The sequence below is a fragment of the Streptomyces sp. SYSU D01066-1 genome, assembly GCF_054956795.1.
In genome coordinates, this window is record NZ_JBUDHV010000053.1 from 13,528 (window position 1) to 39,683 (window position 26,156).

The 26,156-nt window shown below is 72.4% G+C and carries 21 protein-coding genes; 8 read left to right on the top strand and 13 right to left on the bottom strand.

Annotated features, from left to right (window positions below; all coding sequences use genetic code 11):
• Positions 1–43 precede the first annotated feature (43 nt).
• From pyk to pta, 3 genes are all read right to left on the bottom strand, one after another.
• Positions 44–1,474 (bottom strand): pyruvate kinase, encoded by a 1,431-nt coding sequence (pyk, locus tag ACY1JF_RS30470; protein ID WP_462708503.1) that lies wholly within the window; start codon positions 1,472–1,474, stop codon positions 44–46.
• A gap of 114 nt (positions 1,475–1,588) precedes the next feature.
• On the bottom strand, positions 1,589–2,803 hold the full coding sequence (locus ACY1JF_RS30475) for an acetate kinase (protein ID WP_462708504.1): 1,215 nt from the start codon (positions 2,801–2,803) through the stop codon (positions 1,589–1,591).
• Entirely contained in the window at positions 2,800–4,938 is a 2,139-nt protein-coding gene (gene pta / locus ACY1JF_RS30480) for a phosphate acetyltransferase (RefSeq protein WP_462708505.1), read from the bottom strand. The genes ACY1JF_RS30475 and pta overlap by 4 nt, the downstream gene beginning before the upstream one ends.
• Before the next feature lie 235 nt (positions 4,939–5,173).
• On the opposite strand from pta, the gene ACY1JF_RS30485 reads away from it, so the two are divergent.
• Positions 5,174–6,199, top strand: a complete 1,026-nt coding sequence (locus ACY1JF_RS30485; protein ID WP_462708506.1) for an ATP-dependent 6-phosphofructokinase — start codon at positions 5,174–5,176, stop codon at positions 6,197–6,199.
• A gap of 20 nt (positions 6,200–6,219) precedes the next feature.
• Here ACY1JF_RS30485 and ACY1JF_RS30490 read toward each other — a convergent pair whose 3' ends face one another.
• On the bottom strand, positions 6,220–6,912 hold the full coding sequence (locus tag ACY1JF_RS30490; protein WP_462708507.1) for a helix-turn-helix domain-containing protein: 693 nt from the start codon (positions 6,910–6,912) through the stop codon (positions 6,220–6,222).
• A gap of 93 nt (positions 6,913–7,005) precedes the next feature.
• The gene (locus tag ACY1JF_RS30495; protein WP_462708523.1) at positions 7,006–7,857 is read right to left on the bottom strand and encodes a carbohydrate ABC transporter permease; all 852 of its coding nucleotides are present in this window, start codon (positions 7,855–7,857) and stop codon (positions 7,006–7,008) included.
• Between the two features lie 296 nt (positions 7,858–8,153).
• Here ACY1JF_RS30495 and ACY1JF_RS30500 point away from each other — a divergent pair, with 296 nt between their 5' ends.
• Both ACY1JF_RS30500 and ACY1JF_RS30505 read left to right on the top strand, forming a co-directional pair.
• Positions 8,154–8,813, top strand: a complete 660-nt coding sequence (locus ACY1JF_RS30500; protein ID WP_462708508.1) for a maleylpyruvate isomerase family mycothiol-dependent enzyme — start codon at positions 8,154–8,156, stop codon at positions 8,811–8,813.
• Positions 8,814–8,835: 22 nt separating this feature from the next.
• A complete protein-coding gene (locus ACY1JF_RS30505; RefSeq protein ID WP_462708509.1) occupies positions 8,836–10,227 on the top strand; it encodes a CoA transferase in 1,392 nt (463 codons plus the stop codon).
• Positions 10,228–10,743: 516 nt separating this feature from the next.
• Here the strand turns inward: ACY1JF_RS30505 and ACY1JF_RS30510 are convergent.
• Positions 10,744–10,956, bottom strand: coding sequence for a hypothetical protein (locus ACY1JF_RS30510; protein ID WP_462708510.1), 213 nt, complete (start codon positions 10,954–10,956; stop codon positions 10,744–10,746).
• A 137-nt stretch (positions 10,957–11,093) separates the two neighbouring features.
• Here ACY1JF_RS30510 and ACY1JF_RS30515 point away from each other — a divergent pair, with 137 nt between their 5' ends.
• Positions 11,094–11,651: a transposase gene (locus tag ACY1JF_RS30515; RefSeq protein ID WP_462708511.1), complete on the top strand. Its 558-nt coding sequence runs from the start codon at positions 11,094–11,096 to the stop codon at positions 11,649–11,651.
• Here ACY1JF_RS30515 and ACY1JF_RS30520 read toward each other — a convergent pair.
• Both ACY1JF_RS30520 and ACY1JF_RS30525 read right to left on the bottom strand, forming a co-directional pair.
• Positions 11,534–12,223, bottom strand: a complete 690-nt coding sequence (locus ACY1JF_RS30520) for a response regulator (RefSeq protein ID WP_462708512.1) — start codon at positions 12,221–12,223, stop codon at positions 11,534–11,536. The genes ACY1JF_RS30515 and ACY1JF_RS30520 overlap by 118 nt on opposite strands.
• On the bottom strand, positions 12,220–13,821 hold the full coding sequence (locus tag ACY1JF_RS30525) for a sensor histidine kinase (RefSeq protein ID WP_462708513.1): 1,602 nt from the start codon (positions 13,819–13,821) through the stop codon (positions 12,220–12,222). Before ACY1JF_RS30525 ends, ACY1JF_RS30520 begins: the two co-directional genes overlap by 4 nt.
• 143 nt (positions 13,822–13,964) lie before the next feature.
• Between ACY1JF_RS30525 and ACY1JF_RS30530 the strand changes: the two genes are divergently transcribed.
• The 4 genes from ACY1JF_RS30530 (at position 13,965) to ACY1JF_RS30545 (ending at position 18,728) form a co-directional block, all read left to right on the top strand.
• Positions 13,965–15,356: a cation:dicarboxylate symporter family transporter gene (locus tag ACY1JF_RS30530; protein WP_462708514.1), complete on the top strand. Its 1,392-nt coding sequence runs from the start codon at positions 13,965–13,967 to the stop codon at positions 15,354–15,356.
• A 259-nt stretch (positions 15,357–15,615) separates the two neighbouring features.
• Entirely contained in the window at positions 15,616–16,017 is a 402-nt protein-coding gene (locus ACY1JF_RS30535; protein ID WP_462708515.1) for a MerR family transcriptional regulator, read from the top strand.
• The gene (gene trxA, locus ACY1JF_RS30540; RefSeq protein WP_462708516.1) at positions 16,011–16,340 is read left to right on the top strand and encodes a thioredoxin; all 330 of its coding nucleotides are present in this window, start codon (positions 16,011–16,013) and stop codon (positions 16,338–16,340) included. Before ACY1JF_RS30535 ends, trxA begins: the two co-directional genes overlap by 7 nt.
• 168 nt (positions 16,341–16,508) lie before the next feature.
• Entirely contained in the window at positions 16,509–18,728 is a 2,220-nt protein-coding gene (locus ACY1JF_RS30545; protein ID WP_462708517.1) for a HelD family protein, read from the top strand.
• 77 nt (positions 18,729–18,805) lie between these two features.
• On the opposite strand, the gene ACY1JF_RS30550 is transcribed toward ACY1JF_RS30545, so the two are convergent.
• From ACY1JF_RS30550 to ACY1JF_RS30570, 5 genes are all read right to left on the bottom strand, one after another.
• Positions 18,806–19,819, bottom strand: coding sequence for an amidinotransferase (locus ACY1JF_RS30550; protein WP_462708518.1), 1,014 nt, complete (start codon positions 19,817–19,819; stop codon positions 18,806–18,808).
• A gap of 189 nt (positions 19,820–20,008) precedes the next feature.
• The gene (gene glgB / locus ACY1JF_RS30555; RefSeq protein WP_462708519.1) at positions 20,009–22,558 is read right to left on the bottom strand and encodes a 1,4-alpha-glucan branching enzyme; all 2,550 of its coding nucleotides are present in this window, start codon (positions 22,556–22,558) and stop codon (positions 20,009–20,011) included.
• A gap of 19 nt (positions 22,559–22,577) precedes the next feature.
• Complete coding sequence (locus tag ACY1JF_RS30560; RefSeq protein WP_462708520.1) at positions 22,578–23,972, bottom strand: maltokinase N-terminal cap-like domain-containing protein; 1,395 nt, start codon at positions 23,970–23,972, stop codon at positions 22,578–22,580.
• Positions 23,973–24,077: 105 nt separating this feature from the next.
• On the bottom strand, positions 24,078–25,778 hold the full coding sequence (gene treS, locus ACY1JF_RS30565; protein WP_462708521.1) for a maltose alpha-D-glucosyltransferase: 1,701 nt from the start codon (positions 25,776–25,778) through the stop codon (positions 24,078–24,080).
• The coding region (locus ACY1JF_RS30570) for a DUF3459 domain-containing protein (RefSeq protein ID WP_462708522.1) at positions 25,775–26,156 on the bottom strand (382 nt) is incomplete at its 5' end. The genes treS and ACY1JF_RS30570, both read right to left, overlap by 4 nt.

Consider the following 26,156-nt stretch of genomic DNA (forward strand, 5'->3'; position numbering starts at 1 on the left):
GCCCCCCGCCACAGGGGGCGCCCTCGGCGCCGTTCAGGAAGAGCTAGCCGCGGACGGCCTCGCCCAGGTGGTGGACGCGGACCATGTTGGTGGTGCCGGGGACGCCGGGGGGCGAACCGGCGGTGATCACCACGATGTCACCGGGGTTGAAGCGGTTGAGCTTGACCATCTCCTGGTCCACCAGGTCGACCATCTCGTCGGTGGAGTTGACGAACGGCACGACGTGCGACTCCACGCCCCAGCTCAGCGCCAGCTGGTTGCGGGTGGACTCGTCGGTGGTGTACGCGATGATCGGCTGGACCGCGCGGTAGCGGGACAGCCGGCGGGCGGTGTCGCCGGACTGGGTGAACGCCACCAGGCCCTTGCCGCCGAGGAAGTCGGCGATCTCGGCGGCGGCACGGGCCACCGAACCGCCCTGGGTGCGCGGCTTCTTGCCCGGGACGAGGGGCTGCAGGCCCTTGGAGAGCAGCTCCTGCTCGGCCGCCTGGACGATCTTCGACATCGTCTTGACGGTCTCGATCGGGTACGCGCCCACGCTCGACTCCGCCGAGAGCATGACCGCGTCCGCGCCGTCCAGGATGGCGTTGGCGACGTCGGACGCCTCGGCGCGGGTCGGACGGGAGTTGGTGATCATCGACTCCATCATCTGGGTCGCGACGATCACCGGCTTGGCGTTGCGCCGGCACAGCTCGATCAGGCGCTTCTGCACCATGGGGACCTTCTCGAGCGGGTACTCGACGGCCAGGTCGCCGCGGGCGACCATGACGGCGTCGAACGCCGCGACGACGTCCTCCATGTTCTCGACCGCCTGCGGCTTCTCCACCTTGGCGACGACGGGGACGCGGCGGCCCTCCTCGTCCATCACGCGGTGCACGTCCTGGACGTCCTTGGCGTCCCGGACGAAGGAGAGCGCGACCAGGTCGCAGCCCATGCGCAGCGCGAAGCGGAGGTCCTCGACGTCCTTCTCGGACAGCGCGGGGACGTTGACGGCCGCGCCGGGCAGGTTGATGCCCTTGTGGTCGGAGATGACGCCGCCCTCGATGACGATCGTCTTCACCCGGGGGCCCGCGACCTCGGTGACCTTCAGCTCGACGTTGCCGTCGTTGATGAGGATCGGGTCGCCCTTGGCGACGTCGCCGGGCAGGCCCTTGTAGGTCGTGCCGCAGATCGTCTTGTCGCCCGGGACGTCCTCGGTGGTGATGGTGAACTCGTCACCGCGCACCAGCTCGACGGGGCCCTCGGCGAAGGTCTCCAGGCGGATCTTCGGGCCCTGGAGGTCGGCGAGCACGCCGATGGCCCGGCCGGTCTCCTTCGCGGCGGCCCGGACCCGGTCGTACCGGCCCTGGTGCTCGGCGTGGGTGCCGTGGCTGAAGTTGAAGCGGGCCACGTTCATGCCGGCTTCGATCAGCGCGACGAGCTGCTCGTGGGAGTCGACCGCGGGGCCGAGGGTACAGACGATTTTCGAACGGCGCATGGGGCGATCCTATCGGTTTGTTTCGCTCCGGAATATTCCGCCTGGCGGAAGCTGCATATGGGCGCGGACCTGCTCACTCGTGAATTCACCAGAGGCGTCGGCTGACCTCGGCTGTCATCCGTTGTTCTTTTCGACCAGTGCGTACGTCTGTGTCGCGATCTCCAATTCTTCATCCGTCGGCACCACGGCGACCTTCACCCGCGCGCCCTCGGGGGAGATCAGCCGGGGACCGTCGCCGCGTACGGCGTTCAGCTCGGCGTCGACCGCCAGGCCCAGTCCCTCCAGGCCCGCCAGAGCGGCTTCCCGCACCGGTGCCGCGTTCTCGCCGACCCCGGCCGTGAACGCGACCGCGTCCACCCGCCCGAGAACGGCGTAATAGGCGCCGATGTACTTCTTCAGACGGTGAATGTAGATGTCGAAGGCGAGCTTCGCCTCTTCGTCCCCGGCGTCCACGCGGCGCCGGATCTCCCGCATGTCGTTGTCACCGCACAGACCGAACAGGCCGCTCCTCTTGTTGAGGAGGGCGTCGATCTCGTCCGTGGACATTCCGCCGACGCGCTCCAAATGGAAGATGACCGCCGGGTCCAGGTCTCCCGACCGGGTACCCATCACCAGTCCCTCCAAAGGCGTCAGCCCCATGGAGGTGTCCACGCACCGGCCGCCCTCGACCGCGGAGGCCGAGGCGCCGTTGCCGAGGTGGAGGACGATCACGTTGACGTCCGCCGGGTCCTTGCCCAGCAGCCGGGCGGTCTCGCGGGAGACGTACGCGTGCGAGGTGCCGTGGAAGCCGTAGCGGCGGACGCGGTGCCGGTCGGCGATCTTCGGGTCGATGGCGTAGCGTGCCGCCGACTCCGGCATGGTGGTGTGGAACGCCGTGTCGAAGACCGCGACCTGGGGCAGGTCGGGGCGCAGGGCCCGGGCCGTGCGGATGCCGGTCAGGTTGGCCGGGTTGTGCAGCGGCGCCACCGGGATCAGCCGCTCGACCTCGGTGAGCACCTGGTCGTCGATGAGGGTGGGCTCGGTGAAGAACATGCCGCCGTGCACCACCCGGTGCCCGATCGCGGCCAGCTCGGGGGAGTCCAGGCCCAGACCGTCGCGGGACAGCTCCTCGGCGACCGTCTTGAGGGCCGCCTCGTGGTCGGCGATCGGACCGGTCTGCTCACGGGTGCCGCCGTCGGCGACGTGGGTGTGCTTCAGCCGGGAGGTCCGCTCGCCGATCCGCTCGACCAGCCCCACCGCCAGCCGGCTGCTGTCCCGCATGTCCAGCAGCTGGTACTTCAGCGAGGAGGAGCCGGAGTTGAGGACGAGGACGCGGGTGGGGGTGCTCACTGTTCGGCAGCCTTCTCGATCGGGGACTGGGCCTGAGGGGACTGGGCCTGGGGGGACTGGGCCTGGATGGCCGTGATGGCGACGGTGTTGACGATGTCCTGCACCAGCGCGCCGCGGGACAGGTCGTTGACCGGCTTGCGCAGACCCTGCAGGACCGGGCCGACGGCGATCGCGCCGGCCGAGCGCTGCACGGCCTTGTAGGTGTTGTTGCCGGTGTTGAGGTCGGGGAAGATCAGCACGGTGGCCTGCCCGGCGACCTCGGAGCCGGGGAGCTTGGTCGCGGCGACGGACGGTTCGACGGCGGCGTCGTACTGAATGGGGCCCTCGATCATCAGGTCGGGCCGGCGGGCGCGGACGATCTCCGTGGCCTCGCGCACCTTGTCGACGTCGGCGCCGGAGCCGGAGGTGCCGGTCGAGTACGACAGCATCGCGATCCGCGGCTCGACGCCGAACCGGGCCGCCGTGGACGCCGACTGGATCGCGATGTCGGCGAGCTGCTCGGCGTTCGGGTCGGGGTTGACCGCGCAGTCGCCGTAGACCAGCACCTTGTCGGCCAGGCACATGAAGAAGACCGAGGAGACGATGGAGGCTCCCCCGGAGGGGGGACCCCCCGGCCTGGTCTTGATGATCTCGAAGGCGGGGCGGATGGTGGCGGCGGTGGAGTGCACCGACCCCGACACCATGCCGTCGGCCAGCCCCTCCTGCACCATCAGGGTGCCGAAGTAGTTGACGTCGGAGACGACGTCGTAGGCCAGCTCCACGGTGACGCCCTTGTGGGCGCGCAGTTCGGCGTAGCGCTCGGCGAAGCGGTCGCGCAGGTCACTGGTGGCCGGGTCGATCAGCTGGGAGTCGCCGAGGTCGATGCCGAGGTCGGCGGCCTTCTTGCGGATCTGCTCGACCGGGCCGAGCAGGGTCAGCTCGCACACGCCCCGGCGCAGCAGCACCTCCGCCGCGTGCAGCACGCGCGCCTCGGTGCCCTCGGGCAGGACGACCCGGCGCAGGTCCGAGCGGGCCTGTTCCAGGAGCTTGTGCTCGAACATCATCGGCGTGACGCGGTCGCTGCTCGGCGCGGAGACCCGCTTGTCCAGGGCGGCGGTGTCGACGTACCGCTCGAACAGGCCGAGGGCGGTCTCCGCCTTGCGCGGGGTGGCCGCCCCCAGCTTGCCCTCCAGGGAGAAGAGCCGCTCGGCGGTGGGGAAGCTGTTGCCGGTCACCGCCAGCACGGGGGTGCCTGGGGCGAGGCGGGCGGCGAGGGTGAGGACGTCGTCGCCGGGCACCTCGTCCAGGGTGAGCAGCACGCCGGCTATCGGCGGGGTGCCGGCGCTGTGCGCGGCCAGCGAGCCGATGACCAGGTCGGCGCGGTCGCCGGGGGTGACGACCAGGCAGCCGGGGGTCAGGGCGCCGAGGAACTTGGCCAGCGAGGCGCCGCCGAAGACGAAGTCCAGCGCGTCCCGGGCCAGCCCCGAGTCGTCGCCGAGGACCACCCTGGCGCCGAGGGCGTGGGCGATCTGGGAGACGGTGGGCGCGGAGAGCGCGGGCTCGTCGGGGACGACGAAGCAGGGCACCGGGAGCAGCCCCGCCAGCCGCTCGGCGATCAGGTCCCGGTCCTCGCGGGCCACCCGGTTGGTGACCATGGCCAGCACGTCGCAGCCGAGCGAGTCGTAGGCGCGGAAGGCGTTGCGGGTCTCGGCGAGGACGGAGTCCGCGGTCTGCTTGCGGCCGCCCACCACCGGGAGCACGGACGCGCCGAACTCGTTGGCGAGCCGGGCGTTGAGCGACAGCTCGTCGGGGAGCTGGGTGTCGGCGAAGTCGGTGCCGAGGACGAGGACCACGTCGTAGTCGCGGGCGACCAGGTGGAAGCGGTCGACCAGGGCGGAGACCAGTTCGCCGGTGCCCTGCTCGGCCTGGAGGGCGGACGCCTCCTGGTAGTCCATGCCGTAGACGGTCGCCGGGTCCTGGGAGAGCCGGTAGCGGGCGCGCAGCAGCTCGAAGAGGCGGTCGGGGCCGTCGTGGACCAGGGGACGGAAGACGCCGACCCGGTCGACCTGACGGGTCAGGAGTTCCATGACCCCCAGCTCGACGACCTGGCGGCCGTCGCCGCGGTCGATACCGGTCACGTACACGCTGCGCGTCACGCGTGCTCTCCGTTCCGTCGGTTCTGGTTCTCGTCGTTTCCGTCGCGGTTCCCCGCCGTCCCCTGGTCAAAAGGGCGGCGTCAAAAATCGCCCACCAAGGTGAGCGGAACCCCCTTGACAATACCTCCCGTGATAGATAAGGCGCCCGTCAATGTAGCGTCGGCGGTGTTCCGCGGGACGTGGAAGAATCGACAGTGCCTCACCGGTGCCGACAGGGAGCAGGAGACACAGCACGATGCGAATCGGAGTTCTCACCGCAGGCGGCGACTGCCCCGGACTGAACGCCGTGATCCGGTCGGTCGTGCACCGAGCGGTCGCGCAGTACGGCGACGAGGTCATCGGCTTCGAGGACGGCTACGCCGGCCTGCTGGACGGCCGCTACCGCGCCCTCGACCTGAACGCCGTCAGCGGCATCCTCGCCCGCGGCGGCACCATCCTCGGCTCCTCCCGGCTGGAGCGCGACCGGCTCCGCGAGGCCTGCGAGAACGCCGCCGACATCGCCCGTGACTTCGGCATCGACGCGCTGATCCCGATCGGCGGCGAGGGCACGCTGACCGCGGCCCGGATGCTGTCGGACGCCGGGCTGCCGGTGGTCGGCGTGCCGAAGACGATCGACAACGACATCTCCTCCACCGACCGCACCTTCGGCTTCGACACGGCCGTGGGGGTGGCGACGGAGGCGATGGACCGCCTGAAGACGACGGCCGAGTCCCACCAGCGGGTGATGGTCGTCGAGGTCATGGGCCGGCACGCCGGCTGGATCGCGCTGGAGTCCGGCATGGCGGCCGGAGCCCACGGCATCTGCCTGCCCGAGCGGCCCTTCGACCCCTCCGACCTGGTCAAGATGGTCGAGGAGCGGTTCGCCCGGGGCAAGAAGTTCGCGGTGATCTGCGTCGCCGAGGGCGCCCACCCCGTCGAGGGCTCCATGAACTACGGGCACGGCGAGATCGACCAGTTCGGCCACGAGCGCTTCCAGGGCATCGGCACGGCGCTGGCGTACGAGCTGGAGCGGCGGCTCGGCAAGGAGGCCAAGCCGGTCATCCTCGGTCACGTCCAGCGCGGCGGCACGCCCACCGCGTACGACCGGGTCCTCGCCACCCGCTTCGGCTGGCACGCCGTGGAGGCGGCGCACCGGGGCGACTTCGGCCGGATGACGGCGCTGCGCGGCACCGACGTGGTGATGGTGCCGCTGGCCGAGGCGGTGACCGAGCTGAAGACGGTGCCGAAGGACCGGATCGTGGAGGCGGAGTCGGTCTTCTAGGTCCTGCGGCACCGGGCCGCTCAGGAACCGCCCGCCTTCTCCACCGCCGTCCAGAAGTACTCCAGCACCCGGTCGCGCAGGTCGAGGCCGGCGGGGGTGGCCAGGCGGGCCCGGTACTCGGCGTGCAGGTCGCGCAGGACGTCCTCCACCAGGGCCCGGTCCAGGGGAACCAGCTTGGCGATGCCCCGGGCGGAGCCCTGCCAGCGGGTGGTCACGGCCTTGCGCAGCAGCTCGGTGAGCCGCTCGTCCTGCCCGGTGACGGTGACGTACTCGGGCGGCGTCAGGCCGAACAGGCCGGTGAGCGCCGCCGACTGGCGGTCGGTGCCGCGCCAGGCGTCCTTCTCCTCCAGCCGGAGGTAGGCGCGCGCGTCCATGCCGACCGCGCGGGCGACGTCCTCGGGAGCGAGGCCGTGCGCGAGGCGGTGTTCGCGCAGGGTGCGGGGGCGGGCGAGGAGGTCGGCCGGCGAGCACCATAACGTGCCCGCGAGAGCGGTGATCTCCGAGCGGGAGGGGTCGGCCTCCCCCTGTTCCCAGGCGAGGACGAGGTCCGCGGTGACGTACGGCAGTCCGTAGGACACCCGCAGGTCGTGGGCGACGTGCTCGGGGCCCATGCCGAGGGCGGTGCGGAACCGGTGGGCGGCCAGGGGGGCGAAGGGGGCGGCGGGCTGGTCGGGCTGGTCCGGGAGGGCTTCGGGTCGGGGCACGGGCCACAAGGTAGGGGGCCGTACGTACTTTGACTACGGTCCGCTCGGCCAGGAACACGGATCGTAGGAAACTACGGTGCCGCCCGTCCGCGCCGGCGCCCGTCACCCCTTGACCGCGCCCCCCAGCGCGAAGCCGCCGCCCAGGCGCCGGGAGACCAGTACGTAGAGCAGGATCACCGGCGTCGAGTAGACGATCGAGAACGCGGCGAGCTGCCCGTACGCCACCATGCCCCGGTTGCCGAAGAAGTCGTTGACGCTGACCGAGGCCGGCAGCCGGTCCGGGGTGAGCAGCAGCATGAACATGAAGGGGACGAAGAAGTTCCCCCACATCATGACGAACGAGAACACCGTCACCACCGCCACCCCCGGCCCCGTCAGCGGCAGCACGATCCGCAGCAGGGACCGCGCCGCCGACGCCCCGTCGGTCCAGGCCGCCTCCTCCAGCTCCTTCGGCACCCCGTCCATGAAGTTCTTCGTCAGCCAGATGGCGAACGGGAGCTGGGAGGCGGCGAAGAAGAGGACCGTGCCCTGAGTGGTGTCGATGAGGTTCACCCGGACGAACAGGGCGTACACCGGCACCATGACCGCCGTGACGGGCAGGGAGGTGGCGAACAGGACGGTGAGGAGGAAGGAGCGGTCGAGGCGGGAGCGGAACCGGGAGAGCGGGTACGCGGCGAGCGCCGCGCACGCCACCGTCAGCGCCGTCCCGCCGCCGCACAGGACCAGGCTGTTGAGCAGCGGGGTGAAGGTGATCTCGTCGGTGAGGATCGCGTCGAAGTGGCCGAGGGTGAGACCGTCGGGGGCCTTCACCCTCAGCCCCGCGTGCGGGTCCAGGGCCGACAGCACCACCCACAGCAGCGGCAGCGCGAACGCGGCGGCGGCCACCAGCAGCGCCGCGTCGGCGGCCAGCCGGCGCCAGCCCCCCGCCCCGTCGACCTCCGCCGCCTCCGTCACCTCCCGGGGGATCTCGTCGAGGGCGGCGGCGAGGAGCAGGGCAGGGGTGGATCGCACGGGTACGACCTCCTGGTGGCCTACGTCGTTGTGGCCGGGACGGCTGCTCGGTGAACGTAGGAGGAACCGTCAGGCCGGGTCGATGCGTGTGCGGGGGGCGGGGAGGTACAGCCTCGTGACCGGATTCGCCCACCGGCGACGACTTCGCTCCGGCGCGGGAGTCTTCTCCGGGGGCGCCCCCACCGAAGGGCACCGCGGACCACGATCTCTGACGATCTCTGACAGGAGTGCGGCGCACCATGACTGATCCGGCACGGACCGCGGACCGCGACCGCGCGACCGGCATATGGCCCTCGATCCACACCGAGCGCGCCGCGCTGGCGGCGGATCTCGCGGAACTGACGGACGAGCAGCGGGAAACGCCGTCGCTCTGCGCCGGGCTTTCCGTACGGGAGGTCCTGGCGCACCTGACGGCGGGCGCGAGCCTCACCACCGTGCGCTGGCTGGCGGGGGTGAGCCGCTGCCGGTTCGACTTCGACAAGCAGGTGGCCGTGCGCCTGGCGGAGCAGCTCGGCGCGGAGGCGGCCGAGACCCTCGACCGCTTCCGGCGCGTCGTCCCGAGCACCACCAAGCCGCCCCTGCCCGCCATCGCCATGCTGGGCGAGACGGTCGTCCACGGCGCGGACATCCGGCGCCCGCTGGGCATCCGCCGTGACGTTCCGGCCGGAGTCGTCACGGAGGTGGCCGAGTACTACGCGGGGACGGACATGGTGGTCGTCGCCAAGGGACGGATCGGCGGCCTGGGACTGGTGGCGGACGACGGTCCGTTCACCACCGGGTCCGGGCCTCTCGTGACCGGCCCCACCCTGGCGCTGGTGATGGCGATGACCGGGCGCGCGGCGTACTGCGACGACCTCGGAGGCGACGGGGTGGAACTGCTCCGGGGTCGCTGCGGATGACACTCAGTGCCATAGTGGGGGGATGAACTCCCCCATCGCCTCGGGTGCGTCACAGGCCTGGGCGGCACTGGGTGCCGATCCCGCCCTGCTCGACCGGGTGTCCTACGGCGGCCCGTCCGGAGGACTGCCGGCGCGGTTGCCCGTCATGGAGCTGGCGCGGTCCACCGTCGCGGTCTGTTCGCTGGCCGCCGCCGAGCTGACGTCCCTGCGCACGGGACGGCCCGTGCCCCGGGTACGGGTGGACGGCGAGGCGGTCGCGGCGGCGTTCCTCAGCGAACGCCTGATGCGGGTCGACGGGCGGGCGTGGCAGGCGTTCGCGCCGCTGTCCCGGTTCTGGCGGACGGCCGACGGGTGGGTCCGTACGCACGCCAACTACCCGCACCACCGGGCCCGTCTGCTCGCCGCCCTCGGGGTGCCGGGGGACGCGGGCGAGGAGGCGGTGGACGAGGTGGCGCGGACGGTCGAGGGGCGTACCGCGCTGGAGGTGGAGGAAACCGTGTACGCGGCGGGCGGCCTGGCCGTCGCGGTACGCGGCCCGGGGGAGTGGGCCAGGACCGAGCAGGGCGCCCTGGTCGCGCGGCGACCGCTGCTGACGACCGCGTGCCTCGACGACGCCCCGCGCCGGGCGCTCGTCGACGCCGCGCTGCCGTGCGCGGGGCTGCGCGTCCTGGACCTGACCCGCGTGCTCGCCGGGCCGGTCGCCACGCGGACGCTGGCGCTGCTCGGCGCGGACGTGCTGCGGATCGACACCCCGCGACTGCCGGAGAGCCAGGAGGCCCACAACGACACGGGCATGGGGAAGCGGTCGGCCGCCTTGGACCTGGCGGACGCCACCGGCCGCCGGATCTTCGAGGCACTGCTGGACGAGGCCGACGTGGTGGTCACCGGGTACCGTCCGGGCGCGCTGGACCGGTTCGGACTGTCACCCGAGGCGCTCGCGGGGCGCCGGCCGGGTCTCGTGATCGCCCGACTCTCCGCATGGGGGCACGACGGCCCGTGGCACGAGCGCCGCGGCTTCGACAGCCTGGTCCAGGCGGCCACCGGCATCGCCGAACTGGAGGGCTCACCGGAGGCGCCCGGCGCGCTGCCCGCCCAGGCGCTCGACCACGGCACCGGCTACCTGCTGGCGGCCGGGGTGCTGCGCGCCCTCACCGAGCAGCACCGCACGGGCGGCACCCGCCTGGTCCGCCTCGCCCTGACGCAGACCGCGCACTGGCTGGTCCACGGCCTGGCGGCCCCCGCTCCGGGCGAGGACGACGGCTTCGACGCCGAGCGCCGCCTGACCGAGACCGACAGCCCCATGGGCCGCCTGCGGCACGCGCTGCCGCCGGTGTCGTACGAGGGGGCTCCGGTGAACTGGGCACGTCCGGCGGGGGTGTGGGGGGCGGACGCGCCGGTCTGGGGCGGTGCGTGACGGGAATCCGGCGGTCCCAGCAGGTGGTGGGGGTGGCGTCCCGCCGGGTGGTGCAGCCGATCAAGGCGCCGGAACCGCAGACCGGGGGCGACTCGCCTCGTCCTCACCACCGACGACCGCTTGCCGCACGTCCACCGCGCATGGCGTGGGCCGGCGGCCACCCGGCCGACCGGCCCACGGGGCTCCCCGACGATTCCGAGGCAGCCCGGCAGCCGCCTCCGGACACAACCCGCACGGAAAACGCGAACACTTCCTGCCCCATCGTCCTCCCCTCGCTCATCTGAGCGCCCTCCTGACGTTTGCTCCCCATCTGCTCACGTCATCCGGCGGTGGGTACACGACTCCGACGGCCACCGGGGAAGTGAACCCGAGACGGCGTCCCGTGCGACCTGCACCGGCAAGGCGCCTCTTTGACCGTCGAGCTCACAGAGAGCACCAGGGTCTCACTGCTCGATCCCCTGCACCACGGAGCGGGACGCACCCTGGCCACCCGCCATGGCAGGCACCGTCGCGGTGCTAATAATTAATGAAATTCGAACCATCGCCCATCGTCGTCATCTCGTTCTTCTCCTCCGGCTTGTCCTTCTCCGCCCCTGCCGGCTCCGCCGTTTCCCGCGAGGACTGGCCGGTGCCCGCGACCCTGTCATTGCCGCTGGGCTTGTCCTCCCCGGCGCCGCATGCCGTCAGCAGCAGGGCCGCGGTCGCGGTGAGCGCGACAGTGACGGGCAAGGAGTGACGCTTCACAGTGAACCTCCGTGAGATTTCGATGTGTTCAAGAGCTACGGCAGCGCCTGTGGGGCCGACCGTTTCGGTGCGGTGACCTTCCTCCGACGTCGGCGAGGCCGCGTCGGTAATCCCTGTGCACCATGACGGATGTCCGCGCCCAATGGTTCAGTGCCCGTTGCAACGCCGCATACGGGCAGGTCAGCGACGAGAGGGTCAACCACCGCGACGGCTACCGCCTGCGCGAGTGGGACATCCGCGCCGGGACCGTCGAGCTCGCCGTTCCCGAGCCGAGGCAGGGGCTGCTTCCCGCACCGGCTCCTGGAACGGCGGCGCCGGGCCGAACAGGCCCTCGCCAGCGTGGCCGCCACCGCCTGCCTGCTCGGCGTCTCCCCCCCCGCCGAGTCGAGAGACCCGCCGAGTCCCTCGGCGTCACCCAGCTGTCGAAGCCCCAGGTCAGCGCGATGGCCAAACACCTGGGCGAGCAGGTCGCCGCCGCGTGGCCCGGCGCGTACGGCCTGCCCCACGGTCGGCCTCCGCGTGGGCCGCCTTCCGGGCCGGGGTCATGGCCGGCGAGCTGTGATCACCGCTCCCGTTCCTCCCCGCCCCGCACCCACCGGTACTGCAGCTCCGGCCGCCCCACCGTCCCGTACTGCGGGCGTCGGGCCGCGCGGCCGGTGTCGACGAGGTGTTCCAGGTAGCGGCGGGCGGTGATGCGGGAGATGCCGACGGCTTCCCCGACGCCGGCCGCCGTCAGGCCCTCCGCGTCGCGCAGCGCCTCCGTCACCCGCTCCAGGGTCGGCGCGCTCAGCCCCTTCGGCAGCGCCGCAGGACCCGGTGGGCGCAGCGTGGCCAGCGCGCGGTCGACCTCGTCCTGGCCGCTCGCCTCCCCGGCGGTGCCCCGGAACTCGGCGTAGCGGACGAGGCGGTCGCGCAGGGTCGCGAAGGTGAACGGCTTCAGGACGTACTGGACGACGCCCAGGGAGACGCCCTCGCGGACCACCGTCAGGTCCCGCGCCGACGTCACCGCGATCACGTCGGCGCGGTGGCCGGCGGCGCGCAGGGTGCGGGCCAGGTGCAGTCCGTGCACGTCCGGCAGGTGCAGGTCGAGGAGGATCAGGTCGACCGGCGTGCGGTCCAGCACCCGGCGGGCCTCGGCGCCCGAGTGCGCCTTGCCGACGGCGGTGAAGCCCGGTACCCGGCCGACGTACATCACGTGCGCGTCGGCGGCGACCGGGTCGTCCTCGACCACCAGGACGCGGATGGCCGTCATCCCCGTACCGCCGTCAGCGGCAGTTCCGCCTCGAAGGACGCCCCGCCGCCCGCCGCCCGGGTCACCGACAGGGCGCCCCCGTGCCGGTGGACCGCCTGCCGGACCAGGGCGAGGCCCAGGCCCCGTCCGCCGGGGCCGGCCGGCTTGGTGGAGAAGCCGCGCTGGAAGACCAGGTCGGCGTGACCGGGGTCGACCCCGGGGCCGGTGTCGGTCACCCGCAGCACCAGGCGGTCGCGAGCCGTGTACGCCGTCACCGTCACCCGTGCCGGCGTCCCGCCCTGCGCCGCGTCCACCGCGTTGTCGATCAGGTTGCCCAGGATGGTGACCAGGTCGCGGGCGGGGAGGGACGGGGGGAGGAGGCCGTCGTCCAGGCGGGAGTCGGGGGAGACGACCAGTTCCACGCCCCGCTCGTTGGCCTGGGCCGTCTTGCCGAGGAGCAGCGCGGCCAGGACCGGTTCGCCGACCGCCGCCACCACCTGGTCGGTGAGGGCCTGGGCCAGTTCCAGTTCCGCCGTCGCGAACTCCGCCGCCTCCCGCGCGCGGCCCAGCTCGATGAGCGACACGACCGTGTGGAGGCGGTTCGCGGCCTCGTGGGCCTGGGAGCGCAGGGCCTGGGAGAAGCCGCGCTCGGAGTTCAGCTCGCCCATCAGGGACTGGAGCTGGGTGACGTCCCGCAGGGTGACGACCGTGCCGCGGCGTTCGCCGCCGGAGACCGGGGAGGTGTTCACCACCAGGACGCGGTCGGCGGTGAGGTGCACCTCGTCCGTCCGCCGCTCCGAGGCCAGCAGCGCGCCCGTCAGCGGGGCCGGCAGTCCCAGCTCCGCCACCTGGGTGCCGACCACCTCGCCGTCGACGCCCAGCAGCTCCCGGCCGCCGTCGTTGATCAGCGCCACCCGGCGCTGCCCGTCCAGCATCAGCAGCCCCTCGCGCACCGCGTGCAGGGCCGCCTGGTGGTAGTCGTGCATCCGGCTCAGCTCGGCCGCGTTCATGCCGTGGGTGTGCCGGCGCAGCCGCGCGTTGACGACGTACGTGCCGACCGCGCCGAGCGCCAGCGCCCCGGCCGCCGCCGTGAGCAGGGCGGTGAGCTGTTCCCGGGCCAGTTTGCTGATCTCGTCGACCTTGATGCCGGCGCTGACCAGGCCGACCACGCGCCCGCCGTCCCGTACCGGCGTCACCGCGCGGACCGAGGGGCCGAGCGTGCCGGTGTAGGTCTCGGTGAAGGTGCGGCCGGCCAGGGCGGGCTCGATGTGGCCCCGGAAGGCGCGGCCGATCTGCTCGGGGTCGGGGTGGGTCCAGCGGGTGCCGTCGGGGCTCATGATCGTGACGAAGTCGACCTCGGTGTCCGCCATGACCCGTACCGCGTACGGCTGCAACCGCGCCGACGGGTCGGACGTCCGGATCGCCTCCCGCACGGACGGGGAGCCGGCTATCGACAGGGCGACCGCCCGTGCCTCGCGGCCCGCGGCGGACTCGGCCTGCCGACGGTCGTTGACCCAGGTGAACACCGCGTATCCGGCCACCAGCACCGCGATCAGCACGGCCTGCACGGCGAAGAGCTGTGCGGCCAGGCTGCGGGGGCGGGGGACGCGGAGGTGCATGCCGCCAGTCTCCCCCCTGGCCGATTGTGAACTAAATGAACACAAGGGTGACCGCGCTCACAGGGCACGAGATAGTCACCGGGTTCCCCACCCCGGACGTGAGCCGCACGCCGGTGACACCGACGTCGCCAAGGAGGGCCGCCGTGACCAGCGCAGCCGATACGGCACCAGCCGCACCCCCCGCCAAGCGGGACCGCACGCACTATCTCTACATCGCGGTGATCGTCGCGGTGGCCCTCGGTATCGCCGTCGGCCTGATCGCGCCGGACTTCGCGGTCGAGCTGAAGCCGATCGGGACCGGCTTCGTCAACCTGATCAAGATGATGATCTCGCCGATCATCTTCTGCACGATCGTGCTCGGCATCGGTTCGGTCCGCAAGGCGGCCAAGGTCGGCGCGGTGGGCGGCATAGCCCTCGTCTACTTCATGGTGATGTCGCTGGTCGCCCTGGCGATCGGCCTGGTCGTCGGCAACATCCTGGACCCGGGCACCGGCCTCGCGGTCACCGACGCCGTCAAGGAGACCGGTCACGCGCAGGTCGACGCGGAGGCCAAGGGCACCACCGAGTTCCTGCTCGGCATCATCCCGACCACGATCGTCTCGGCGTTCACCGAGGGCGAGGTCCTCCAGACCCTGCTGGTCGCCCTGCTCTGCGGCTTCGCGCTGCAGGCGATGGGCAACGCCGGCCGGCCCGTGCTGCGCGGCATCGAGCACATCCAGCGCCTGGTCTTCCGCGTCCTCGCCATGATCATGTGGGCCGCCCCGGTCGGCGCGTTCGGCGCGATGGCCGCCGTCACCGGCTCGGCCGGCGTGGACGCCCTGAAGAGCCTGGCCGTGCTGATGCTCGGCTTCTACGTCACCTGCGTGCTGTTCGTCGTCATCGTGCTGGGCGCGCTGCTGAAGATCTGCACCGGCGTCAACGCCTTCTCGCTCTTCAAGTACCTGGGCCGCGAGTTCCTGCTGATCCTGTCGACGTCCTCCTCGGAGTCGGCGCTGCCCCGCCTGATCGCCAAGATGGAGCACCTGGGCGTCAGCAAGCCGGTGGTCGGCATCACCGTCCCGACCGGCTACTCCTTCAACCTCGACGGCACCATGATCTACATGACCATGGCCTCCCTCTTCATCGCCGACGCCATGGGCACGCCGATGTCCATCGGCGAGCAGATCCCGCTGCTGCTGTTCCTGTTCGTCGCCTCCAAGGGCGCCGCCGGTGTCACCGGCGCGGGCCTGGCGACGCTGGCCGGCGGTCTCCAGTCGCACAAGCCCGCCCTGGTCGACGGCATCGGCCTGATCGTCGGCATCGACCGCTTCATGAGCGAGGCCCGCGCCCTGACCAACTTCGCGGGCAACGCCGTCGCCACCGTCCTGATCGGCACCTGGACCAAGGAGATCGACAAGGCGCGGGTCGCCGAGGTGCTGGCCGGCCGGGTGCCGTTCGACGAGCGGACGCTCCTCGACGACGGTCACGGCACCGCCGGGGAAGCCCCCGCCGACCGCACCGAACAGGACGAGGAGAAGGAACTGGCCAAGGCCTGATCCCTCCCCGCGGAACCCCGGACGGCTGAGATCTCCCCCCGTTGCTCAGCCGCCCGGGCCTTCTCGTTCCGCCTCCCTGGCCCGGTCGTCCGGGCCTTCTCGCTCGGTTTCCCTGGCCCGGTCGTCCGGGCCTTCTCGTTCGGCTTCCGTCGCCCGGTCGTCCCAGCCGCCCCGGTCACCCCGGCCGCCCGGACCTCCCCGGCCTCCCGTTCCGCTCTTCCTTGCCTTGACGTCCGCGTCAAGGCGTACGTTCGTCGGTATGCGAATCGGCGAGCTGGCCGCACGCGCCGGGACCACGACGCGCACCCTGCGGTACTACGAGTCACGCGGGCTGCTGCCCGCACGGCGGGACGAGCACGGGCACCGGACCTACGACGAGCGCGATGTGAAGCTCCTGGAGCAGATCAGGACGCTGCGGGACTTCGGGTTCGACCTGGAGGAGACCCGGCCCTTCGTGGAGTGTCTGCGGGCCGGTCACCCCGAGGGCGACTCCTGCCCGGCGTCGCTGGCGGTGTACCGGCGCAAGCTGGCGGAGCTGGACGCGCTGATCGGCGAGTTGCGCGGGGTGCGGTCCACGGTGGCCGCACAGCTGGCGCGGGCCGAGGCGATGGCTGCGGAAGGTCCTCAGCCGCGCTGCGAACTGGGAGGACACGCATGGTGATCAACGGTGTGGACGAGGTCTCGGACGCCGACTTCGAGGCGGAGGTGATCGGGGCGGAGCTGCCGGTGCTGGTGGAGTTCACCGCCGACTGGTGCCCGCCGTGCCGGCAGATGGGCCCGGTGCTCGCCGCCGTGGCCGAGGAGGAGGCCGGCCGGCTCCGGGTGGTTCAGCTGAACGTGGACCACAACCCGGAGACGACCAACGCGTACAAGGTGCTGTCCATGCCGACCTTCATGGTCTTCCGGGACGGCGAGCCGGTGCGGTCCATGGTGGGCGCCCGGCCCAAGCGCAAGCTCCTGGAAGAACTCTCGGACGTGCTCTGACCGGGCGGCCGGAACAACAAATCCCCCGAGCAATTGCGCTCGGGGGATTTTCTTGCGTACATTAGGTGGTTCGCGACTTTATACACATATGAGCCGCAAAGAAGTTCATGGGCTCAGTATATCCGGGCGGGAGTAGAATTGTCAAACACCGGCTATCCGGACGATGAATTGCGGAACGAGCAGGAATTCATCGACGGACTGTACGCGCGTGTGGACGCGCTGCGCGGCGACGCCGAGACCTCGGTCACCGACGCGCTCGCGCAGGGCGACACCCCCATGCAGGCCCGGCTGGAGAGGGACATCCTGGTCGCCGAGCGCTCCGGGCTGCTCGCCGCGCTGAACGCGGTGGACGGCTCCCTCTGCTTCGGCCGGATCGACCTCACCTGTGGGGACGCCCACCACATCGGCCGGATCGGGCTGCGCGCCGACGACGCCGAACGCACCCCGGTCCTGATCGACTGGCGGGCCGACGTCGCCCGCCCCTTCTACCTGGCCACCGGCCACACCCCGATGGGCCTGCGCCGCCGCCGGCACATCACCAGCGAGGGCCGCACGGTCACCGCCCTGCACGACGAGATCCTCGACCTCGGCGACGCCACCCGCACCGGCCACGAGGACCCGTCCGGCGACGCCGTGCTGCTGGCCGCGCTGAACTCGGCGCGCACCGGCCGCATGGGCGACATCGTGCAGACCATCCAGGCCGACCAGGACCGCGTCATCCGCGCCCCGCACCGTGGCGTCCTGGTCGTCGAGGGCGGCCCCGGCACCGGCAAGACCGCCGTCGCCCTGCACCGGGCGGCGTACCTGCTCTACGAGCACCGGGAACTGCTCGCCAAGCGCGCCGTCCTCATCGTCGGCCCCAACCCGGCCTTCCTCGGCTACATCGGCGAGGTGCTGCCCTCGCTCGGCGAGACCGGCGTGCTGCTGGCCACCGTCGGCGAGCTGTTCCCCGGCGTGAGGGCGACGGCCGCGGACACCCCCCAGGCGGCGGCCGTGAAGGGCCGGGCCGAGATGGCCGGCGTACTGGCCGAGGTGGTCCGCGCCCGGCAGGCGCTGCCCGACCCGGTGATCGCCATCGAGCACGAGCGCGAGGTCCTGATGCTCGACGACGACCTGGTCAGGGTGGCCCGGGAGCGCACCCGTGCCGCGAAGCTGCCGCACAACGCGGCCCGCGAGCACTTCGAGGGGCACATCCTCAACACGCTCACCGACCTGTACGCCGAGCGCATCGGCACCGACCCCTACGACGGCAGCAGCCTCCTCGACGCCTCCGACATCACCCAGATCCGCGACGAACTCGCCGAGAACCCGGACGTCTGGTCCGCCGTCGACCGGCTCTGGCCCCGGCTCACCCCGCAGCGGCTGGTGGCCGACTTCCTCGCCGCGCCCGAGGAGTTCCTCCCCGCCGAGGACGCCGCCGCCGTCCGCCGCCCGGTGACCCGGGGCTGGACGGTGGCCGACGTACCGCTCCTGGACGAGGCCGCCGAACTGCTCGGCGAGGACGACCGCCTGGTCCGCGACCGGGCCGAACGCGAGCGGCGGGAGCAGGTGGCGTACGCGCAGGGGGTCCTGGACGTCTCCTACGCCTCCCGGACGTACGAGTTCGAGGACAAGGACGAGGAGGACTCCGAGGTCCTGTCCGCGCACGACATCATCGACGCCGAGCGGTTCGCCGAACGCCAGCGGGAGGACGACCACCGCAGCGCCGCCGAGCGCGCGGCGGCCGACCGCACCTGGGCGTTCGGGCACATCATCGTCGACGAGGCGCAGGAACTCTCCCCGATGGCCTGGCGGCTGCTGATGCGCCGCAGCCCGACCCGCTCGATGACGCTGGTCGGCGACCCGGCGCAGACCGCGGAGCCGGCCGGTGTCGGCTCCTGGGCCGAGATCCTCGCCCCCTACGTCGAGGACCGCTGGGAGCACACCCGGCTCGGCGTCAACTACCGCACCCCCACCGAGATCATGGAGGTCGCGGCGGCCGTGGTCCGCGCCGAGGACCCCGCCTTCGAGCCGCCCAGCTCGGTACGGTCCACCGGGGTGCGGCCGTTCGTCCGCGCCGTCGACGACCTGCCGGCGGCGGTGGCCGGGGCGGTCGCCGAACTCACCCCCGACGAGGGCCGCCTCGCCGTCATCGCCCCGCGCGACCTGCACGAGGCCCTCGCCGCCCGGCTGGACGGCGTCACGGCGGGCACCGGCCCCGACCTGACCCGTGCGGTCGTCCTCCTCGACCCCCGCCAGTCCAAGGGCCTGGAGTTCGACTCCGTCCTGGTCGTCGAACCGGACCGGTACGGGACGAGCGACCTGTACGTCGCCCTGACCCGGGCGACCCAGCGGCTCGGGGTGCTGCACACCGGACCGCTGCCGAAGGGGCTGGCGGACACGGTCTAGCCAGGTCCACCGCGCGCTCCCGCCGGTGCGCTTCCGCCGCCCGCCCCCACCGGGTCCGCCGCCCGCCCCCCACCGGGTCACTCGCGCACCAGCGGGTGGTGCGCGCAGCGGAAGCCGCCGGCGAACGGGGTCACGGCGTCGAAGGGCAGGGTGTGCACGGTGACGTCGCGCGCGGTCAGCGCCTCGGCGAGGTCCGTCAGCCGCGTGTCGACGACCACCTCGCCGGGGCCCAGCACGAGGCTGTTGCCCGCCAGCAGGTTCACGGCGTCGGACAGGGAGACGTCGATCAGCTCCCAGTGCGCGACCGGGTCCGGCACGCCCTCGGGGTACTGCTCCCGGCAGACCACCGCCAGGCCCTCGCGGACGGCGGTGAGACCGTCGTCGAGGTGGATCACCCGCTCGCTCAGCGGCACCGTCCGGACCCGGTGGCCGTCCCCGAGCAGCTCCGCCAGCCACCGGGCGCCCGCCCGGTCGGACGCCGTGCCGCCCCGGCCGCAGCCGACGAGGACGTCCCGGCCCAGCAGGAGGACGTCGCCGCCCTCCAGGAACGGCCCGGTCGCCGCCGCCATCTCGGTCGTGCGGTACGGCGGGGGCGGCGGCATCACCGAGTACCGCGCCCCGCGGGCCACCGCCTCGGCGAAGACGGGACGCAGCCCGAAGCGCTCCTTGAAGCGGGCCGGCAGCCGCAGCGCGGCCTCGATGACGTGGTCGCCGACCACGATCATCGGATCGCGGACGAACGTCTGCATGCTGAACCGGTCGCCCTCGCCGCCGTACGCGCCCAGCTCCGGTCCGGTCAGCTCCCGCGGGCGGTGGACGGCCACCCCGCGGCCGGTCAGGAACCGGGCCAGGCCGTCCACCTGCTCGACCGCTCGCCCGTAGCCGTCCGGGTCCGCCTCCGACCAGAGCCGGCCCGCCCAGCGCGGCAGGTCGCGCCGGGTGCTCTCGGGCACGAAGCCCAGGACACCGGGGAGTCCCGCGCCGATCCGCTCCGGGACCCGGAAGTCGATGACGCGGCCGACGACCGCCTCCTTGAGGACACCCCACTCATGGGTGACGTTGACACGGTCGAGTGCCGGCGGTGTCGTCATGGCCGGGGTGCGCCTTTCCGCTCCCGGAGGCGGTGGTCCGCGTCCGTCCCGTTCCCTCCCCGCCACCATGGTCCCGCGAAAACCGCGCCCGCGCCCGCCGGGGACACCGGACGGGCCGCGCCCGCGCCCGCCGGGGACACCGGACGGGCCGGCACCGGACAGGCCTGGACCGGCCAGGTCGGGACCGGGTCAGGCCGGGCGCAGCCACACCGTCGCCAGCGGCGGCAGGGTCAGCCGGATGCTCGCCGGGCGGCCGTGCCAGCCCTGTGACTCCGGCTTGACCGGGCCCGGCCGGCCCGCGCCGGAGCCGCCGTACCGGACGGCGTCCGTGTTGAGGACCTCCGCCCAGGCGGGGACGTCGTCGGGGACGCCCAGGCGGTAGTCGGGGCGGACGACGGGCGAGAAGTTCGACACCGACAGGACCGGGGTGCCGTCGGTGTCCCGGCGCAGGAAGGCGAGGACGTTGTCCTCGGCGGCGTCGCCGACCACCCACTCGAAGCCGCCCGGGTCGGTGTCGCGCCGCCACAGGGCCGGGGTGTCCCGGTAGACGGCGTTCAGGTCGCGGACCAGGTCGAGGACGCCGCGGTGGTCCGGGTGCGCCCCGTACTCCGGATCGAGCAGCCACCAGTCGGGGCCGGACGCCTCGGACCACTCGGCCCCCTGGGCGAACTCCTGCCCCATGAAGAGGAGCTGCTTGCCGGGATGGGCCCACATGAAGCCGAGGTACGCCCGGTGGTTCGCGCGCTGCTGCCACCAGTCGCCCGGCATCTTCGACACCAGCGACCGCTTGCCGTGCACCACCTCGTCGTGGGAGATGGGCAGCACGTAGTTCTCGCTGTACGCGTACACCATCGAGAACGTCATCTCGTGGTGGTGGTACTTGCGGTGGATCGGGTCGTGGCTCATGTACTGGAGCGAGTCGTGCATCCAGCCCATGTTCCACTTCAGCCCGAAGCCCAGGCCGCCGAAACCGCTGGGGCCCTTGTGGTGGGTGGCCCGGGTGACGCCGTCCCAGGCCGTCGACTCCTCCGCGACGGTCACGACGCCGGGGCAGCGCCGGTAGACGGTGGCGTTCATCTCCTGGAGGAAGGCCACCGCGTCCAGGTTCTCCCGGCCGCCGTGCTCGTTCGGCGTCCACCGGCCCGGCTCGCGCGAGTAGTCCAGGTAGAGCATCGAGGCGACGGCGTCCACCCGCAGGCCGTCGATGTGGAACTCCTCGCACCAGTACACGGCGTTGGCGACGAGGAAGTTGCGCACCTCGCGCCGCCCGTAGTCGAACTCCAGCGTCCCCCAGTCGGGGTGCGCGGCCCGCAGCGGGTCCGCGTGCTCGTACAGCGGGCGGCCGTCGAACTCGGCCAGCGCCCACTCGTCGCGCGGGAAGTGGGCCGGCACCCAGTCCATCAGGACGCCGATCCCGGCCTGGTGCAGCCGGTCGACCAGGTACTTGAAGTCGTCGGGGCCGCCGAGCCGGGCCGTGGGCGCGTAGAAGCCGGTGACCTGGTAGCCCCAGGAACCGCCGAAGGGGTGCTCGGCGACCGGCATCAGCTCGACGTGGGTGAAGCCCAGGTCCTTGACGTACGCGGGCAGTTCCTCGGCCAGTTCGCGGTAGGTCCGCCCGGGCCGCCAGGACGGCAGGTGCACCTCGTACACCGAGAACGGCGCCTGGTGCGCGGGCGTGGCCGTACGGCGCTCCAGCCACTGCGCGTCGCCCCACTCGTGGTGCGAGGCGGTCACGACCGACGACGTCTCGGGCGGCACCTGGGTGCGGCGGGCCAGCGGATCGGCGCGCAGGGTGCGGGAGCCGTCGGGCCGGGTGATCTCGAACTTGTACAGCTCGCCCTCCCCGACCCCCGGCAGGAACAGCTCCCACACCCCCGACGAGCCCAACGACCGCATGGGGTGGCCGGTGCCGTCCCAGAAGTTGAAGCCGCCGGCCACCCGCACGCCCCGCGCGTTCGGCGCCCACACGGCGAAGCGGGTGCCGCTCACGCCCTGCCAGGTCATCGGGTGCGCGCCGAGCGCCTGCCACAGCTGCTCGTGCCGGCCCTCCCCGATCAGGTGGAGGTCCAGGTCGCCCAGCGTGGGCAGGAAGCGGTACGCGTCCTCGGTCTCGTGCACGGCGCCCTCGTAGGTCACCAGGAGCCGGTACGCCGGGACCTCGGGCAGCGGCAGCAGCCCGGAGAAGAAGCCGTCCCCGTCGTCGTGCAGCTCGGTCCGCGTCTCCCCGGCGACCACGGTCACCGCCAGGGCGTACGGCCGGAAGGCGCGGACCGCGGTCCCGCCGCCGGGCAGCGGGTGGGCGCCCAGCACGGCGTGCGGGTCGTGGTGCGTACCGGCGAGCAGCCGCTCGCGGTCGGCGGCCGACAGGGCGGGGGAGACGGGAGCGGCCGGGACGGGGGGAGTGGCCGGGGCGGGAGGAACGGGAGGAGCGGCCGGGACGGGGGGAGTGGCCGGGGCGGGAGGAGCGGGGGTCTCGGTGCCCCGTTGCGCGGGCACCTGCTTCTTCCGGGCCGGAGCCGTCTTCCGGGCCGGAGCCGTCGCCCTCTTCCCCGCGGCCGTCTTCCCGGCCGTCGCCGTCTTCTTCGCGGCTGCCGCTTTCTTCACGGTCGCCGTCTCCTTCGCGGCTGCCGTCTTCTTCGCGGTCGCCGCCTTCTTGGCCGCCGCCTTCTTCGCCTTCTGCGCCTTCTTCGCCGCGCTCTGTTCCTCGGCTGTCTTCTTGGGGTCCGGGCGGGGGGTCACGGGAGGGGCCTCCTGGAGGTCAGACCGGTTCGGACGCGGCCAGGCGGCGGGCCGCGGACAGGGGGACCGGCAGCCAGTCGGGGCGGTGCCGGGCCTCGTACACCACCTCATAGACCGCCTTGTCCGTCTCATAGGCGCGCAGCAGCACCGGATCGGTGCGCGGATCGACCCCGCTGACCTGCGCGTACCCGGTGCAGTACGCGGCCCGGCAGGTCGCGGCCCAGCCCGGTGGCGGGGCGTCGGCCGCGTGCGCGGCGTAGTCGAAGGAGCGGAGCATCCCGGCGATGTCCCGGGCCGGCGGCTGCGGCAGCCGCCGTTCGGCGAGCGGTCTGGCCGGCTCGCCCTCGAAGTCGATCAGCGACCACCGCCCGGACGGGGAGCGCAGGCACTGCCCGAGGTGCAGGTCGCCGTGGACGCGCTGGGCGGTCCAGGTGCGGCCCTCCGCGGCCAGCGAGCCCAGCGCGGTGTACGCCGAGCGCAGCCCCGGCGCGTACGGCAGCAGCGCCGGCACCGCGCGCACGGCCCGGTCCAGCCGCTCGGTCATCCCGGCGACCGTCCGCTCCAGGTGGCCGCGGCCCAGGGTGACGGTCGGCAGGGCGGCGGCCAGTGCCGTGTGCACCTCGGCGGTAGCCCGGCCCAGCTCCCGCGCCTCGGCGGCGAAGTCCTCGCCCTTGGCCAGCATCCGCAGGGCCAGCTCCCAGCCGTCGGTCGCGCCCCGGAGGTAGGGCTGGAGCACGCCCAGGACCCAGGTGTCACCGGCCAGGTCGGCCACCATCCACGCCGTCGGCGCCGGCACCCGGGGGCAGCCGGCGCGGGCCAGCGCCAGCGGCAGCTCCAGGTCGGGGTGGACGCCCGGCACGATCCGGCGCAACAGCTTGAGGATGAACGCGTCCCCGTAGACGACCGAGGAGTTGGACTGCTCGGCGGTCACCGGACGGGGTGCGAGACCGGCCCGGATCTCCTGGTCCGGGTCCCGTTCGAAGCGCAGCCCGCCGACGCGGGCCCGGCTGCGCAGCGCCTCCAGGACCACCTCGGCGGGCCGGGTGTCGTACAGGGCATCGTAGACCGTCCGCCCGGTCAGCGGGCCCTGGCGCACATGCCCGATCAGCGCGGGCGCCAGCCGGGGCGGCAGTGCCTCGCGCACCCCTATGAGGAGCTGGTAGCAGTCGCCGGGGTGTCCGGGCGCGGCGGAGGCGGGGACGTCCGGCTGGTGGGTTCGCAGCAGGACGTGGATCAGGCCCGACCGGGCGGTGGAGGGAAGCAGTTCGGTGGCGGCGACGAGTGAGAACCCGGTGACCGGGCGCCCCTTACCCGCGAACCAGCGCTGCCGCGGCAGCCACTCCCGCAGGAGGGGGTCGAGTGAGGCGATCAGGGCGGGGGTGCTGGCGACGGTGCGGGTCTCGGCATCCGGCATGGCGGCGCGTCCCTTCCCCGGGCTCGGGGGTCGTCGGGGTCTTCGGGGGGCGATTACTGTCGCGTGCCCCGGGCGGGACGGTGGAAACCGCCCCGCCCGGCCGTTCTACGCGGTGTCCGCGCGCAGGCGGAACCAGTAGAAGCCGTGGCTCCCGAGGGTCAGCAGGTAGGGCAGTTCGCCGATGGCCGGGAAGCGCACCCCGCCGAACAGCTCCACCGGGTGACGGCCGCGGAAGGCGCTGAGGTCCAGCTCGGTGGGCTGGGCGAACCGGGAGAAGTTGTGCACGCACAGCACCAGGTCGTCCTCGTACTCGCGCAGGAACGCCAGCACCGCCGGGTTGGTGGACGGCAGTTCGGTGAAGGAGCCGAGGCCGAAGGCCGGGTTCTGCTTGCGGATCTCGATCATCCGCCGGGTCCAGTGCAGCAGGGAGGACGGGGAGGACATCGACGCCTCGACGTTGGTCACCTGGTAGCCGTAGACCGGGTCCATGATCGTGGGGAGGAAGAGCCGCCCCGGGTCGGACGACGAGAACCCGGCGTTGCGGTCCGGGGTCCACTGCATGGGGGTGCGCACCGCGTCCCGGTCGCCGAGCCAGATGTTGTCGCCCATGCCGATCTCGTCGCCGTAGTAGAGGATCGGCGAGCCGGGCAGGGAGAGCAGCAGGGCGGTGAACAGCTCGATCTGGTTGCGGTCGTTGTCGAGGAGCGGGGCGAGCCGGCGGCGGATGCCGATGTTGGCGCGCATGCGGGGGTCCTTGGCGTACTCCGCCCACATGTAGTCGCGTTCCTCGTCGGTGACCATCTCCAGGGTCAGTTCGTCGTGGTTGCGCAGGAAGATGCCCCACTGGCAGCCGGACGGGATCGCCGGGGTCTTGGCCAGGATCTCCGAGACCGGGTAGCGCGACTCCCTGCGCACGGCCATGAAGATGCGCGGCATCACCGGGAAGTGGAACGCCATGTGGCACTCGTCGCCGCCGCTCGGGTAGTCGCCGAAGTAGTCGACGACGTCCTCGGGCCACTGGTTGGCCTCGGCCAGCAGCACCGTGTCCGGGTACTGGGCGTCGATCTCCTTGCGCACCCGCTTGAGGAAGGCGTGGGTCGCCGGGAGGTTCTCGCAGTTGGTGCCCTCCTCCTGGTAGAGGTACGGCACCGCGTCCAGGCGGAAGCCGTCGATGCCCAGGTCCAGCCAGAACTTCAGGGCGGAGATCATCTCCTCCTGCACGGCCGGGTTCTCGTAGTTGAGGTCCGGCTGGTGGGAGAAGAAGCGGTGCCAGTAGTACTGCTTGCGGACCGGGTCGTAGGTCCAGTTCGACGCCTCGGTGTCGACGAAGATGATGCGGGCGTCCTGGAACTGCTTGTCGTCGTCGGCCCAGACGTAGTAGTCGCCGTAGGGGCCGTCGGGGTCCTTGCGGGACTCCTGGAACCACGGGTGCTGGTCGCTGGTGTGGTTCATGACGAAGTCGATGATGACCCGCATGCCGCGCTGGTGGGCGGCGTCGACGAACTCCACGAAGTCCGCCAGGTCACCGAACTCGGGCAGTACGGCGGTGTAGTCGGAGACGTCGTAACCGCCGTCTCTGAGCGGTGACTTGAAGAACGGCGGGAGCCAGAGGCAGTCCACGCCGAGCCACTGGAGGTAGTCGAGCTTGGCGGTCAGGCCCTTGAGGTCGCCGATGCCGTCGCCGTTGCTGTCCTGGAAGGAGCGGACCAGGACCTCGTAGAAGACGGCTCGTTTGAACCAGTCCGGGTCGCGGTCCTTGGCCGGGGTGTCCTCGAAGGTGTCCGGTACGGGCTCATTGACGATCATGTTGTGGGTGACCCTCCGATCTGCGGGGTGGACGGTCGCAGAACCGCGAAGACGTGCGCGGGCCGACGGCCCGGTTCCAGGCGCACGTAGTTGGCCCTGCCCCAGTGATAGGTCTCACCGGTGAGCTCGTCACGCACCGGCACCGACTCGTGCCAGTCCAGGCCGAGTCGCGGCATGTCCAACGAGACCGTGGCCTCCTGGGTGTGGTGGGGGTCGAGGTTGACGACCACCAGAACCGTGTTCGAACCCCGCCGCTTCGAGTAGGCGATCACCGCCTCCTTGTCGGTGTGGTGGAAGTGGAGATCGCGCAGTTGGCGCAGGGCGGGGTGGGTGCGCCGGATGGTGTTGAGGCGGGTGATGAGGGGGGCGATGGTGCGG